Here is a 14,799-nt window from a genome sequence, read left to right on the forward strand (position 1 = left end):
ATTATTTATCTATTTAATTAGTTATTTTTCTGAATTTGTTGCACTTCTAAAGTAATATCTAGCATGATACTCCATGTGATTTTTCTATCAGTATATCGTACCGATGTTATTTGATTCTCAATTTCCAAAATTAACGAAGTATCAAATGTGTTGTTTTCTAAATGCTTAGATAATTGTTCAATACGAGTAATTAGTTGTGCAAGTAAGTCTTTTTTAAGTTCGTGTGCATCAATCCATTGATATAATTCATACAGATTAGACGCTAGTAGGCGATAATGGAGCAACCATGGCGCGTCTAAGTTTTGGTTATTTAACTTTAATCTGTCTTCGATCATATTGGTAATGATCAACATGTTCATAGCACTATGCTTGTTGTCATCACCTCGAACATTGCCTCTTAGTTCGTTCAGCATTGCTAAAATTGTATCGTCATACATGTCTTTTAAATCTTGATTGCTATCCTCTAGATCATATTTAAAGACAAACTGGTTAATTAACAATGCTAGTATAACTCCAAATATAACCATAGCAATTCTTTCAATTGTTAGAAAAGGAGTAGTCTCAGTTGCTAACGCTACACCACCAATTGCGGTAAATGTAACTATAATTGTACTGTATCGATATACTTTAATAAAATTCATTAAGTAACCAGCGATCATTAATATAATCGATCTTGACAGCTCACTATCAAATAACGTAAACAGAACACTAATCAGAATTGCACCGACAAATGTTGCAAAAATACGATCTTGCATTTTTCTTTTTGATTGCTCGAAAATTGGAATGATCACAGATAAAACAGTGAATAAGATCCAACGTCCCTCATTTAAATCGAAAAAGTCTGTTATGAACGCACCAATAGTAATTGCCAATGCAATTCTAACGGCATAGGAGAATTTAATGGATGTTGTATGATGCGCGGTTTTTCCACCCAACGTAAACTGCTTGAATTTTGTTGGAATCTGTTCAAATTTTTCCACGACATCGTAATGGGATCTGTCCAAGGCTCGAATTGCGATTAAATCTTCTTTAAGAAATGCGATGTTACTTAGCAGGCGTAAAACAAATAGCGTGTTAATCTCTTTGTCGTCATATTTATTAAGGATAGTATTAAATGCATCATCTAATTCTTTCGCTGTTTTTGTGTCATCAATTCCATTACATACAAGTGTTAAGCATTGATGTAAGTCATCTAGTATCTCGTGATCGATTTCTTCTTTGGTTAAATCTGATAACAGTAGATTTATTTTATCAAATGATGCAGATAAATTTAATTTAAGACGTCCTTCTTTTGTTAAATAAAAGTCTTCTTCTCTCTTGTCATAAATCATGTTTCGCAAACTATTAATATCTGATGCAATTTGTTCATAGATCTCAGTTGTGTCCTCATTGTTCTTAAATTGCTCGACTTTTTGAATTAAAGAAGTTGCTATTGTTTTTATTTTTTTGTCTCCATTTTTCTTCACACGGTTACGGTTAACAAGCATTTGTAACCCCATGATAGCAATACCACCAAATACTAATGATGCTAACCGTAAAGGTATTTCACTAACCGTAACGGGTGTAGATAAAAGAAAGATGTATTGTAAAGAGAATGGAAAATAAAGTGGGTTTTTTAAGTTAAAAATTAACAAATAACTAATTACAAACATGGCAATAAAGTTAATGGGTATACCAAGCCAGACATTAAATCCTGCTAAAAAAGCTGCGATACCAATAAATAAGTTTAATGAAATTAGTTTAAAAGTATTTGTTATCGGGTGAGCGGTTAAATCACGCTCTAAAAACATAAGCATTGCGGTAATTGTTGAAACACCAATCAGGAAGTTTTCTTTACCAAAAGCTGCACTAAAAGCAAAGATAAATAACATAATCCCTAAAAAGAGTAGAGTGTTAAATTGAATAGATTTTTTTGTGATTTTCATTGTTTGCATTTTCCTCATTTTGTATTTTGCTTACTATTAATGTAACAAAATGCTAATTTAAAAATAGTATAATGCTACAGTAGCATTATACTATTTTACACATTTCTTTAATTGATGCAAATAATATACTTATTGTATCTAATTACTCTATTTTAATTTCTTTAAGCTATTTAAAAAAGATTCATTTGGAGTTACAAATAGGGTTTTTTGATTATCATAAGTAACATAACCAGGCTTTGCACCATTTGGTTTTTTTACATAACGTATTTCAGTATAATCAACCGGCACAGAGGAAGAAGATTTAGCTTTGCTGAATAAAGCTGCTAATTGACTTGCTTCGGCCAGCGTTTCTTCAGATGGTGTATTTCCACGAATAACAACATGTGATCCAGGAATATCCTTTGTATGCAGCCAAATATCAGTTCTAGCTGCTAATCGAGTAGTGAGGTATTCATTTTGTTTATTGTTTCGCCCAACATAAATCGTTGTTCCATCACTGGACATGAACTTCTCGGGCTCGGGTTTTTTTGGTTTATTGTTTTTCTTACGTGCTTTAGCTCGCTTTCTAATATACCCTTGTTCTTTCAGTTCATCACGTATTTCCTCAATATCTTGCTCCCTAGCGACTTCAATTTGCTGCATGATTTCTTCCAAATATAAAATTTCCTGTTCGGCCTTTTGAATTTCAATTTCTACTTTAACTTTTGACGTTTTTAATTTTTGATAAGTCTTAAAATATGCTTGCGTATTTTGACTAGGTGTTTTGTTTGGATCAAGCGGGATAGTGATTTCTTTTTGTTCTGGATCATAATAGTTTAATACAACTGCTTCTTTATCGCCGCTTGAGATATTATGCATATGTGCTGTTAATAGTTCCCCGTAGCGTTGATAATCATCTGCTTTCTCAGCTTTCTTAAGTGTCTGTTCTTGTTTTTTAATTTTACGTTTGTTCTTGTCAATTTCATTTTTTAATAGACGAAGTAAATCACCTGCTTGTTGCTTAACTCTATCACGTTCAGCTTTGCCAGAGTAAAAAGCATCAAGCATGATACTCGTACTAGCAAATAGATTTTTTTCTGACTTTATGTGTGTTAGCGGTAATACATAGAAATCTTCTTTTTTATTCTGATAAATACATGGCTCAAAATTATCTTCGTTGATGCTAGACATTAATTGATTAAAAGCAGTTTCATAATCAGTTAAAGAACCTAGGTTAGCACGGTGAACAATTTCTTTAGCTAATAAAGGTGAGATTCCCATAAAAGATTCAACAATTTGTTGATCAATTTTACCTGCATTAAGATCTAATTTTTTACGAAATGCATCTGTTTCAGTACTTAACGGATTTGTTTTTCCTTGATTTGGCGGCAGAATGTATGGTTGCCCTGGTAGAACGGTTCGATGTCTACTTTGAGAGGGAGATACATGCTTAATACTATCAAGTACATGCCCCTTATCTTGATCAATAAGAATAATGTTACTATGTTTCCCCATAACTTCCATCACTAACGTTTTTCTAGTTTCATCGCCGATTTCATTCCTTACTTTAAAAGAAAAGAACACAACACGCTCATTTTCATGTTGTTCGACTGCTTCAATAAATCCACCGGCTAGATGTTTACGTAGAAGCATACAAAACATTGGTGGTTCTGTTGGGTTTTGATAGATATCTTCCGTTAAGTGGAATCTTGCGTAACTTGGATGAGCAGACAATAGTAAGGATTTATTTTTCCCTTGTGTACGTATAGTCAAAATTAATTCCGTTTGTGTTGGTTGATATATTTTCAATACTCTACCTGTTTCTATATTTTGTTGTAATTCTCTTGTCATTGCACGTGTTACCACACCATCGAATGTCACTTTTATCACCTCATGAACATATTATACATTTTTTACTCCTATTCTGCATAGATTTGATTAGGAGCGAATGTAATGGAGGAATGCGAAGTGAAATGGTATCAATTAAATGAACGTGAATTAATGGACAAGCTTTCAACGAATCAAGTAAAAGGGATAACGGATGATATTGCAGCAGCTCGGTTAAAAAAATTCGGTTTAAATCAACTAAATCAGAAACAACGTTCTTCGCTTCTTTTTTTATTTTTGAAGCAATTTCAAGATTTTATGGTGTTGGTGTTGTTAGCGGCGACTTTATTGTCAGGTTTATTAGGTGAATATGTAGATGCAATTGCAATTATCGTTATTGTATTGATGAATAGTATACTAGGTTTTTTTCAAGAACAAAAAGCAGAGAAATCATTGGCGAAGTTGAAAGAACTTTCTGCTCCTGTGGCACATGTATTAAGAAGCGGAGAATGGAAGGCTATTCCTTCTACAGATGTCGTCGTAGGAGATATCATTAAATTATCAAGTGGTGACAGAATTGTTGCTGATATGCGGATCATTAATGAAAGAAGTCTAGAGATTGAGGAGTCTGCATTAACTGGAGAATCTGTACCAGTAAATAAAACTGCTAATAAAATTGATGAAGATCATATTGAATTTGCCGATCAACATAATATGGCTTATATGGGTACTTTAGTAACAAAAGGAAGTGGACTAGCAGTTGTTGTCGCTACTGGTATGGAGACAGTGATGGGGCAAATTGCAGATTTATTGGTAAATACAAAAGCTCAACCAACACCATTAGAGAGAAGATTAGAAAGTTTAGGTAAGATTTTAATTGTAATTGCTCTATTTTTAACGGCAATGGTAGTTGCAGTTGGGATCTGGCAAGGCCACCCACTATACGACATGTTTCTTTCAGGAATATCTTTAGCAGTTGCTGCAATTCCAGAGGGGTTACCTGCGATTGTTACTGTAGCACTTTCACTAGGTGTGCAACGAATGATCAAAAAGAAAGCAATTGTTCGAAAACTTTCTGCGGTTGAAACGTTAGGAAATACAACAGTTATTTGTTCAGATAAGACAGGTACATTAACTGAAAATAAAATGACTGTGAAGCAATTGTATACAAACCATCAATTAATGGAAGTCACTGGTGATGGCCATGAGTTAAAGGGAAACTTTTATGTGAATCAACAGAAAACACAACATAGATTAATAAAAGAAGCGTTGTTGTATGGAATGTTGTGCAGTCATGCATCAATAAAAAAACAAAAAAATAAATGGGTGATGGATGGTGACCCTACTGAAATTGCATTGTTAGTAGCCGCACATAAAGCTAATCTAAATGAACAGTCACTTCAATCATATAGAATTATAGATGAAATTGCATTTGATTCAGATCGAAAGCGAATGACTGTTATTGTTGAAGATGACTCAAAAAGACGATTTGCGATTACGAAAGGTGCACCAGATGTTCTGTTACCTCGAACAAATTATATTCTTGATGAGCAAGGAAGAAGGCCAATTACTAGTAAAGACAGCAATAAAATAAATCAACAAATCGACGATATGGCTGCTAATGCATTGCGAACAATTGCCATATGTATTAAACCACTATCAACCGAATCATTAAGAAATCACCAGTCTATTGAAAATAATTTAACTTTTGTTGGCCTAGCGGGAATTATTGATCCACCAAGAAAAGAAGTAAAGCAAGCGATCAAAGCGTGTAAGGATGCAGGTATAAAAACTGTAATGATTACAGGCGACCATGCAAAGACTGCAACTGCTATAGCAAAACAATTACATTTAATTAATAAAGAAGATGCTGTTTTAACTGGTTTTCAACTTAATCAAATGTCTGATCAAGCTTTATCTGAAAAAATTGATGATATTTATGTATTCGCTCGCGTTACACCCACACACAAATTACGAATTGTTCAAGCATTACAGCAAAAAGGCCATATTGTAGCAATGACTGGCGATGGTGTGAATGATGCACCAGCATTAAAAGCAAGTGATATCGGTATTAGTATGGGGATTGCGGGCACTGATGTGGCCAAAGAAGCCTCATCTTTAGTGCTGTTAGATGATAATTTCATTACTATCGAAGCGGCAATTAAAGAAGGAAGAAATATTTATGAAAACATTCGAAAATTCATTCGTTATTTACTAGCATCAAATGTGGGTGAGATATTAGTAATGCTGTTTGCGATTATGTTATCTTATCCTTTACCATTAATTCCAGTCCAAATCTTGTGGGTAAACTTAGTCACTGATGGGCTACCAGCAATGGCTTTGGGGTTAGATCAACCAGAGAAAAATGTAATGAAGATGCCTCCACGACCGGTAAAAGAAGGTATTTTTTCTAGGGGATTAGGTGTTAAAATCCTTACACGAGGTTTTATGATAGGATTAGTTACATTGTTCGCTTTTATGACAGCTTATCAAAATGATCCATTACATTTAACTTACGCACGAACGATCGCATTTACCACTTTAGTAATGGCCCAATTAATACATGTATTTGATTGTCGTAGCGAGCGTTCTGTATTTGCTAGAAATCCTTTTCAAAATTTGTATCTAATCATAGCAGTAATATCTTCCATCGCTTTATTGTTAGTAGTCATTTATTATCCACCATTACAAATTATTTTTGAAACACTTCCAATCCGTTTAAATGATTTGATCTATGTAATAAGTATGGCCGCAATACCTACTGTATTATTTGGTTTTATACCAACAAAAAAATAACCAATTAGGAAAGTAGAAGGGGAATCTCCTATCTACTTTCTTTTTAATTTGTTAAAATATATAGGTAGATAAGTGATTAAAAAACTCCTTTTATAATGGATGTGATAAAATGCCAAAAAGTATGACAGGATTTGGAGAAGGTTCTATAATTACAAATAATGAAATAATTTCTGTGGAAATAAAAACAGTGAATCATCGATTTCTAGATGTTTCTATTCAGACGCCTACTAATCTTTATCGTTTAGAGAATGACATAAAAAAAATAATTCAAAAAAATTTTGAAAGAGGAAGAATAGAATGTAAAATTACGATTGAAAATAAAAAAGAGGATCAATCGGACTTATCAATTAACTGGAGTTTGTTGGCCACACATATGGATGCCGTTCAAGCGGTCCAAACAAAATATAATATTTCCATAAATGAAGCTCTGTCTGTATTAACTCAAATACCAGAGGTTATTTTAAAGAACAAAAATGAATTAGCTCAACACTACGTAAATGGTATACTTGAAACCGTTCAACTTAGTTGTGATAGAGTAATTAATATGCGAGAAGAGGAAGGGCAGTTAATTACTGAAGATATGATGCATCGTTTACAAATAGCAAAGAAGATAATAAATCAGTTGGGTGATCGAAGAGAAACTGTTATAATGGAGTATCGAGATAGAATTTTAGATAGAATCTTCAGTCTAAACAATAGTCAAATGGAAGACTCCGCACAAATTCATCAAGAGGTAGCTTTGTTAGCAGAAAAGGGTGATATCACCGAAGAGATCACTCGATTACATAGTCATGTAAAACAATTTATACAAACGGTACATGAAGAACAGGTCATTGGAAAGAAGCTGGGATTTATTTTACAAGAAATGCAACGTGAAGTGAATACAATTGGTTCGAAGTCTAACGACACGTTGATTAGTCATTGGGTAGTAGTTTTAAAAACAGAGATGGAAAAAATAAAAGAACAAATTCAAAATATAGAATAATAATTTTCATCTGATTCAAGTTTGTACTATAATAAAAAAGATTAGAATAGAGATTGAATCTCACTTTACTTACGGAATATGCATGAATATAGTATGGTTTTTATTTTGAGGAGGAACAAGATTGAGTATAAAGTTAATTAATATTGGATTTGGTAACGTTGTGTCAGCAAATCGAATTATTTCAATTGTATCACCTGAATCGGCACCGATAAAACGTATTATTACGGTAGCAAGAGAGAATGATAAACTAGTAGACGCGACATATGGTCGTAGAACGAGAGCTGTCATTATAAGTGATAGTGACCATGTAATTCTTTCAGCAGTTCAGCCTGAAACTGTTGGGCAACGTGTGTTGAGTCATGAAGAAATAACTGAGGAATAAGATGAATAAGCGGCTATCCATTGCTGCGTTTGACAAACAGGAGGATCTATTTTGATTAAAGAAAAGGGTATTTTATTTGTTTTATCTGGCCCATCTGGTGTGGGTAAAGGAACTGTTCGTAAGGCATTGTTTGAAAGAGCTACGGATTTGCAATATTCCATCTCGATGACAACAAGAAACAAAAGGGTAGGCGAATCAGAAGCCGTTGATTATTTTTATCGCTCAAGAGAAGAGTTTGAGCAAATGATTCAAGATAATCAGTTACTTGAATATGCGGAATATGTTGGGAACTATTATGGAACCCCGCGTAAATATGTGACCGAAACATTAGAATCAGGAAAAGATGTATTCCTGGAGATTGAAGTGCAAGGAGCTTTACAGGTAAAAAAGAATTTTCCAGAAGGTGTTTTTATATTCTTGTCACCGCCAAATCTAGAGGAATTAAAAAATCGAATCGTTAATCGTGGCACAGAAAGTGAAGATCTTGTGACGAACAGATTAAATGCAGCTAAACAAGAAATAGCAATGATGGATGCCTATGATTATGTTGTTGTTAATGATCAAATTAACAAAGCTGTAGATAAAGTACAAGCGATTGTTAAGAGTGAGCACTGCAAGCGAGAGCGTGTTGCGAGTCTATATAAAAAAGTACTGGAGGTTGAAGAAAAATGATGTTAGAACCATCAATTGATAAATTGCAAACAATTATTAATTCGAAATATACTTTGGTGTCATTAGCTGCCAAGCGAGCACGTCAAATTCAGGAAGTAAAAAGGTATCAACTTGAAAATCCTAAGTCTGCGAAAAACGTAGGTATTGCATTAGAAGAAATTGAAGCAAAAAAGCTTACTTATACTGCTACAGAAGTAAAAGAAAGAAGATAACAACTTCCTTTTTTATTGTTCCCTCGTTTACCATATGTAGACGAGGGTTTCTTCTATAACTGAATATCGTTAAAAGACATATTATTTAAGAGGTGAACGCTATGTTAAATAACCTACGAGTTGTATTAGGTGTGTCGGGTGGTATTGCAGCATACAAGGCTTGCGCACTAACAAGTAAATTGGTTCAGCAAGGAGCAGATGTCAAGGTAATCATGACAGAAAGTGCTCAAAAATTCGTTTCTCCTATAACCTTTCAAGCTATTTCAAGAAATCCGGTATATATAGATACATTTGACGAAAAGGATGCAAGCAAGATTGCTCATATCGATTTGGCTGATTGGGCAGATCTATTTGTTATTGCACCAGCAACAGCTAATATTATCGGCAAAATTGCGAACGGTATTGCAGATGATATGCTTTCGACCACTTTATTAGCTACTGAAGCAGATGTGTACATCGCACCTGCCATGAATGTGCATATGTACGCGCACCCAGCAGTGAAAAAAAATATGAAAACGTTGGAGAGATGGGGCTATCGTTTTATTGAACCTGGGGAAGGTTACTTAGCTTGTGGTTATGTAGGTAAAGGTAGGTTAGAAGAGCCAGAAACAATCGTAAATGTAATCATTAAGAATCAAAGAGAACAGTCGATATTAGAAGGAAAAGAAATTCTGATAACTGCTGGTCCAACACAAGAAAAGGTAGATCCAGTTCGATTTTTCACCAATCATTCATCAGGTAAAATGGGTTTTGCATTAGCAGAGGAAGCAGCTAAAATGGGAGCATCTGTTACATTAATAGCTGGTCCAGTTTCTCTTGAAACACCAGCAAATGTAAATAGAATTGATGTTAAAACTGCAGAAGAAATGTATCAACATACACTTTCTTATTTTGAAAAGAGTGACATTGTGATAAAAGCAGCAGCTGTAGCTGATTACCGTCCAAAAGTTACTTATGATGATAAAATGAAGAAAAAAGATGGAGATTTAACGATTGAATTAGAGCGTACAAAAGATATTTTAAAGGAACTTGGACAAAAGAAAACCAAACAATTTTTAGTCGGTTTTGCCGCTGAGACAAATGATCCGCTTGTTTTCGGAGAGGAAAAGCTAAAAAGTAAACACTTAAATGCTATTGTTATAAATAACATTAAATCTCCAGGAGCAGGATTTCAATCGGATACGAATGAAGTCATTTATATGCATCAATCTGGTGATAAGGTGGCGTTTGATTTAGCATCAAAGAAAGAAATAGCAAAACAAATTTTAGTTCAAATAAATAAAGATATAAAGGTTGATTAGCGGTGAGGTTTGCAAAAGTTGTTGTCGATGTGCCAGTTGCACAAACTAATCGAATATTTGATTATGAAATACCAGTACACATGGAGCAATCAGTGTTTCCTGGTATGCGTGTAATTGTGCCATTTGGTCCGCGAAAAATTATGGGCTATGTCTTAGAAGTTACGAACCATTCTGACATCGATAAAATTAAACCCATTAATGATTTAATGGATGTTACTCCTGTTTTAACTAAAGAGTTATTAGAATTAGGAAAGTGGTTAGCTGACTATACATTAAGTTTTTACATTTCAACATTTCAAGCTATGCTACCACAAGCATTAAAAGCATCTTATGAAAAAGAAATACATCGTTTAACTGATGTATTACCACAAAATTTAGAAACTTTTTTTGCTGGAAGAGATTATATTTCCTATCAATCGTTTATTGATGCAGGAGGGTCTTATCAAAATTTACAGCAGGCAATCCAAGCTGGCGACATTGAAGTGATTTATCATGTTCACTCAAAAGAAACAACGAAGAAACGAACAATGATTTTTTCCAAGGTAGAGCCCTTAGTACTGGAAGAAGCAATTGCAAATCTGCCTAAACAAGCAACGAAAAAAAAGCAGATATTAAGGTTTTTTCAAGAACAAACAAAACCAATAGAAAAAAAGCAATTATTTAATCAATTAAATACAACACATAATACGGTGAAACAACTAATTAATGATGGCTTATTAAAAGAAGAAAAAATAGAGGTCTATCGCAACCCTTATCAAAATAAAGAGGTTGAAAGATCAAGCCCCTTACCACTAATGGATCAACAGAAACAAGCTATGGATCCGATTTGTGAAGCACTAGATGATAATCTTCATTGTGTCTTTTTGTTACAAGGTGTGACAGGTAGTGGAAAAACAGAAGTTTATTTGCAAGCAATTCAACATGCGATGGAAAAAAATAAAGAAGCGATTGTTTTAGTTCCAGAAATAGCATTAACGCCACAGATGGTTGAGCGTTTTAAAGCGAGGTTCGGGCCGAAGGTTGCGGTGATGCATAGTGCTTTATCGAAAGGTGAGCGTTATGATGAATGGCGAAAAATCCATCGGAAAGAAGTACAAGTGGTTGTTGGAGCACGATCAGCTGTTTTTGCACCGTTTGAAAATCTTGGCTTAATTATTATTGATGAAGAACATGAAACAAGCTACAAACAAGATGAACATCCAAGGTATCATGCGCGTGATGTAGCGATTCAACGTGCAACATATCATCATTGTCCTGTTGTGTTAGGTAGCGCAACACCTTCACTTGAGTCCTTCGCTCGAGCTCAAAAAGGGATCTATCAACTTTTATCCATGCCGCAACGAATGAATGAAGCGGAAATGCCAACAGTGCAACTAGTAGACATGCGAGATGAACTACATGCAGGAAATCGAACGATGTTTTCAAGACAATTAAAACAAGCGATGGAAGAAAGAATTGCAAGAAAAGAACAAATTGTACTATTTCTAAACCGTCGCGGTTATTCTACTTTTGTAATGTGTAGAGACTGTGGTCATGTCAACAACTGTCCACATTGTGACATTGCATTAACTTATCACAGGCATAATCAAAGGTTAAAGTGTCATTATTGTAATTATGAGGAAAGAATGCCGAGTGAATGTCCAGAGTGTGAAAGTGATACGATTCGATATTTCGGAACTGGGACACAAAAGGTTGAGGAAGCATTGCAAGAAATGCTGCCAGAAGCTAACATCATTCGGATGGATGTCGATACGACTAGAAGAAAGGGAGCGCATGAAAGGCTATTAACGAAATTCGGAAATAAACAAGCAGATATCTTATTAGGAACGCAGATGATTGCAAAAGGTTTAGACTTTGCAAATGTTACACTAGTTGGAGTTTTAGCAGCTGATAGTATGTTAAACATCCCTGATTTCCGTGCTTCAGAAAAGACGTTTCAATTACTTACTCAAGTGAGTGGTAGGGCAGGAAGACATCAATTACCTGGAGAAGTTATCGTTCAAACATATACACCTGAGCATTACAGCATCGATCTTGCTTCCACATATGATTATGATGCCTTTTTTAAGAAAGAAATGTTAATCAGAAAAACATATCAATATCCACCTTATTACTTTTTAACCTTAATTACGGTTTCTCATCCGAATCAATTGAAAGTGATGGAAGTTACGAAAACCATTAGTTTATTATTGCGAAAACACTTATCTGATCAAGCTAGAATACTTGGACCGACACCATCTCCAATTACTAAGATAAAAGATAGATATCGCTATCAATGCATGGTAAAATACAAAAACGAACCAAATCAGCGAAAGATACTAAAAAAAATATTAGCTTACTTTGAAGACGAGATGAAAAAAGAGGATTTGTTTATTCAGATTGATCTTCAACCGTACCAATTAATGTAGGAGTGAACCGTTAAAATGAAAAAAATAGTTTTTATGGGAACGCCAGACTTTGCAGTTCCGGTTTTACAACAATTGATTAAAGATGAATATGAGGTTGTGCTCGTTGTTACTCAACCTGATCGACCTAAGGGAAGAAAGCGTGTTTTGACCCCTCCTCCAGTGAAAGTAGAAGCTGAAAAGCACCACATCCCTGTTTATCAACCAGAGAAAGTAAAAGATACATATGAAGAAATATTAGCTTATGAACCAGATATCATTGTAACAGCTGCATTTGGTCAAATCTTACCAAATGGTCTACTAGAAGCACCGCCATATGGGTGTATAAATGTACATGCTTCTTTATTGCCAGAACTACGTGGTGGTGCGCCCATCCATTATTCGATCTTGCAAGGCAAGAAAGAAACAGGCATTACTATTATGTATATGGTAGAAAGATTAGATGCTGGAGCGATTATTTCTCAAGAAAGTATACCAATAGAATCAACGGATCATGTTGGCACATTACATGATAAATTAGCTAGCGTTGGTGCTTCATTACTACATCAAACATTACCAAAAATATTTACTGATGAGATTAATCCAATGGAACAAGATGATCAACAAGCAACATACGCACCTAATATTACTCGTGATCAAGAAAAAATTGATTGGACTCAATCAGGTGAAGCAATTTATAACCATATACGTGGGTTACATCCTTGGCCAGTAGCGAGTACCACTTTGAATGGAGAGAACATGAAGATTTGGTGGGGTGAGCTGACGGAAAAGCAAGTTGATAAACGTCCTGGTGAAATTGTAGAGTTACATTCGAAGGGCTTGATCGTTTGCTGTGGTGATCAACAGTGCATTAATATAACGAAAGTACAGCCTGCAGGTAAAAAGCAAATGACTGTAGAAGATTTCTTGCGAGGAAAAGGAAAAAACCTGCAAATAGGAGATAGATTAGGAGAGTAACATGACAAAATTTAAATTGCGTTCCAGTGCATTAGACATTTTACTTAGAGTTGATAATGGCGGAGCATATAGTCATCTATTAATCGATCAATTGATAAAATCAAATCGAGTAGCAGAAAAAGATCACGGTTTATTAACAGAAATTGTGTATGGATCAATACAAAGAAAATTGACTTTAGCTTATTTTACGAAAAAATTCGTCAAGAAAAATGCAAAATTGGATGATTGGGTGAAATGGTTACTGTACCTCTCTTTTTACCAAATGTATTACTTGGAAAGAGTACCCGATCATGCGGTTATCCATGAAGCGGTTGGTATCGCTAAAGAGCGTGGGCATAAAGGAATTGCTTCATTTGTTAATGGGGTGTTGCGTCAAGCTCAAAGAGAAGGATTTCCAGATTTCGAAAATATAGTAGATGAGTCCGAGAAATTAAGTATTAGAGCTAGTCATCCGCAATGGTTAGTCAATCGCTGGATCGAGCAATACGGCTATGAAAAAACAACTTCGATGTGTGAAGAGAATTTAATAACGAAACCATTTTCTGTCCGGATTCAACCTCAAAAAATATCTCGTGAAGAAGCGATGTTACAACTGCAACAGGAAGGTTATGAGGTTAAGCCATCTATTTTCTCAAGCCAAGGCATAATTGTAGAAGGAAATGTTTTGAAAAGCTCTTTATTTAAGCAGCATTTATTAACTATCCAAGATCAAAGTTCAATGCTTGTAGCAGAAATGATGGATTTATCTGATAACATGACTGTTTTAGATGCTTGTAGTGCACCTGGTGGGAAGACAACACATATTGGTGAAAAATTAAATAATACAGGTCAAATATTTGCTTATGATTTACATGAAAAGAAAACAAAACTTGTAAAAAATAAAGCAGCTGATCTCGGTTTAACAAATATCACTACACAAGCCGCAGATTCAAGAAATTTAGCTAACTTTCATACTGAAGGTACGTTTGATAGAGTATTAATTGATGCCCCGTGCTCTGGTTTAGGGGTAATAAGGGGAAAGCCTGATATTAAATACCAGAAGACAGAACAAGATATTTCTAATTTAGCTAATATACAGAAGCAATTGTTAGAAAATATTTCCCCATTACTCAAAAAAGATGGTAAAATTTTATATAGTACGTGCACGATAGATCAAGAAGAAAATGAGCAAGTCGTACAAGCGTTTTTAAAAGAAAATCCGAAATTCGAAGTAGATCCGACATTTTTTGACTCTCTGCCAAATGATATACAAGCTTCATTTGGTTTATCTAACGTAGGGTTGCAAATCTTTCCTGACGATTATCATACTGATGGTTTCTTTTTAACGAGATTACGTTTGAAAAATCAATAATGAGATA

General features: G+C 34.6%; 11 protein-coding genes. 9 read left to right on the top strand and 2 right to left on the bottom strand.

Annotated features, from left to right (window positions below; genetic code table 11):
- Positions 1 to 17: 17 nt before the first annotated feature.
- Positions 18 to 1,925, bottom strand: a complete 1,908-nt coding sequence (locus HP569_RS00405; RefSeq protein ID WP_182199102.1) for an FUSC family protein — start codon at positions 1,923 to 1,925, stop codon at positions 18 to 20.
- Between the two features lie 147 nt (positions 1,926 to 2,072).
- Positions 2,073 to 3,785 carry an Rqc2 family fibronectin-binding protein gene (locus HP569_RS00410; RefSeq protein ID WP_182199103.1) on the bottom strand — a complete coding sequence of 571 codons (1,713 nt, stop codon included), beginning with the start codon at positions 3,783 to 3,785 and terminating at the stop codon, positions 2,073 to 2,075.
- A gap of 87 nt (positions 3,786 to 3,872) precedes the next feature.
- Between HP569_RS00410 and HP569_RS00415 the strand changes: the two genes are divergently transcribed.
- The 9 genes from HP569_RS00415 to rsmB all read left to right on the top strand — a co-directional run bounded on the left by HP569_RS00415 (position 3,873) and on the right by rsmB (position 14,792).
- A complete protein-coding gene (locus HP569_RS00415) occupies positions 3,873 to 6,527 on the top strand; it encodes a cation-translocating P-type ATPase (RefSeq protein ID WP_182199601.1) in 2,655 nt (884 codons plus the stop codon).
- A 109-nt stretch (positions 6,528 to 6,636) separates the two neighbouring features.
- Positions 6,637 to 7,512 carry a YicC/YloC family endoribonuclease gene (locus HP569_RS00420; protein ID WP_182199104.1) on the top strand — a complete coding sequence of 292 codons (876 nt, stop codon included), beginning with the start codon at positions 6,637 to 6,639 and terminating at the stop codon, positions 7,510 to 7,512.
- A gap of 121 nt (positions 7,513 to 7,633) precedes the next feature.
- Positions 7,634 to 7,894 carry an extracellular matrix/biofilm regulator RemA gene (remA, locus tag HP569_RS00425; RefSeq protein WP_182199105.1) on the top strand — a complete coding sequence of 87 codons (261 nt, stop codon included), beginning with the start codon at positions 7,634 to 7,636 and terminating at the stop codon, positions 7,892 to 7,894.
- Positions 7,895 to 7,945: 51 nt separating this feature from the next.
- Positions 7,946 to 8,566 (top strand): guanylate kinase, encoded by a 621-nt coding sequence (gene gmk, locus HP569_RS00430; RefSeq protein WP_182199106.1) that lies wholly within the window; start codon positions 7,946 to 7,948, stop codon positions 8,564 to 8,566.
- The gene (gene rpoZ, locus HP569_RS00435; protein WP_425501784.1) at positions 8,563 to 8,778 is read left to right on the top strand and encodes a DNA-directed RNA polymerase subunit omega; all 216 of its coding nucleotides are present in this window, start codon (positions 8,563 to 8,565) and stop codon (positions 8,776 to 8,778) included. The genes gmk and rpoZ overlap by 4 nt, the downstream gene beginning before the upstream one ends.
- Before the next feature lie 101 nt (positions 8,779 to 8,879).
- On the top strand, positions 8,880 to 10,079 hold the full coding sequence (gene coaBC, locus HP569_RS00440; RefSeq protein WP_182199107.1) for a bifunctional phosphopantothenoylcysteine decarboxylase/phosphopantothenate--cysteine ligase CoaBC: 1,200 nt from the start codon (positions 8,880 to 8,882) through the stop codon (positions 10,077 to 10,079).
- 2 nt (positions 10,080 to 10,081) lie between these two features.
- Positions 10,082 to 12,487: a primosomal protein N' gene (gene priA / locus HP569_RS00445; RefSeq protein WP_182199108.1), complete on the top strand. Its 2,406-nt coding sequence runs from the start codon at positions 10,082 to 10,084 to the stop codon at positions 12,485 to 12,487.
- A gap of 15 nt (positions 12,488 to 12,502) precedes the next feature.
- Complete coding sequence (gene fmt / locus HP569_RS00450) at positions 12,503 to 13,441, top strand: methionyl-tRNA formyltransferase (protein WP_182199109.1); 939 nt, start codon at positions 12,503 to 12,505, stop codon at positions 13,439 to 13,441.
- Position 13,442: 1 nt separating this feature from the next.
- Entirely contained in the window at positions 13,443 to 14,792 is a 1,350-nt protein-coding gene (gene rsmB, locus HP569_RS00455; protein ID WP_182199110.1) for a 16S rRNA (cytosine(967)-C(5))-methyltransferase RsmB, read from the top strand.
- The last annotated feature ends 7 nt before the right edge of the window (positions 14,793 to 14,799 follow it).

The sequence above is a fragment of the Paraliobacillus salinarum genome, from assembly GCF_014083865.1.
Classification (GTDB): domain Bacteria; phylum Bacillota; class Bacilli; order Bacillales; family Amphibacillaceae; genus Paraliobacillus; species Paraliobacillus salinarum.

Excerpts from the sequence above, each read along its gene's own strand:
- HP569_RS00405 (WP_182199102.1), bottom strand. The coding sequence starts at position 1,925 with ATGAAAATCACAAAAAAATCTATTCAATTTAACACTCTACTCTTTTTA.
- coaBC (WP_182199107.1), top strand. The coding sequence starts at position 8,880 with ATGTTAAATAACCTACGAGTTGTATTAGGTGTGTCGGGTGGTATTGCA.
- rsmB (WP_182199110.1), top strand. The coding sequence starts at position 13,443 with ATGACAAAATTTAAATTGCGTTCCAGTGCATTAGACATTTTACTTAGA.
- rpoZ (WP_425501784.1), top strand. The coding sequence starts at position 8,563 with ATGATGTTAGAACCATCAATTGATAAATTGCAAACAATTATTAATTCG.
- fmt (WP_182199109.1), top strand. The coding sequence starts at position 12,503 with ATGAAAAAAATAGTTTTTATGGGAACGCCAGACTTTGCAGTTCCGGTT.
- HP569_RS00420 (WP_182199104.1), top strand. The coding sequence starts at position 6,637 with ATGCCAAAAAGTATGACAGGATTTGGAGAAGGTTCTATAATTACAAAT.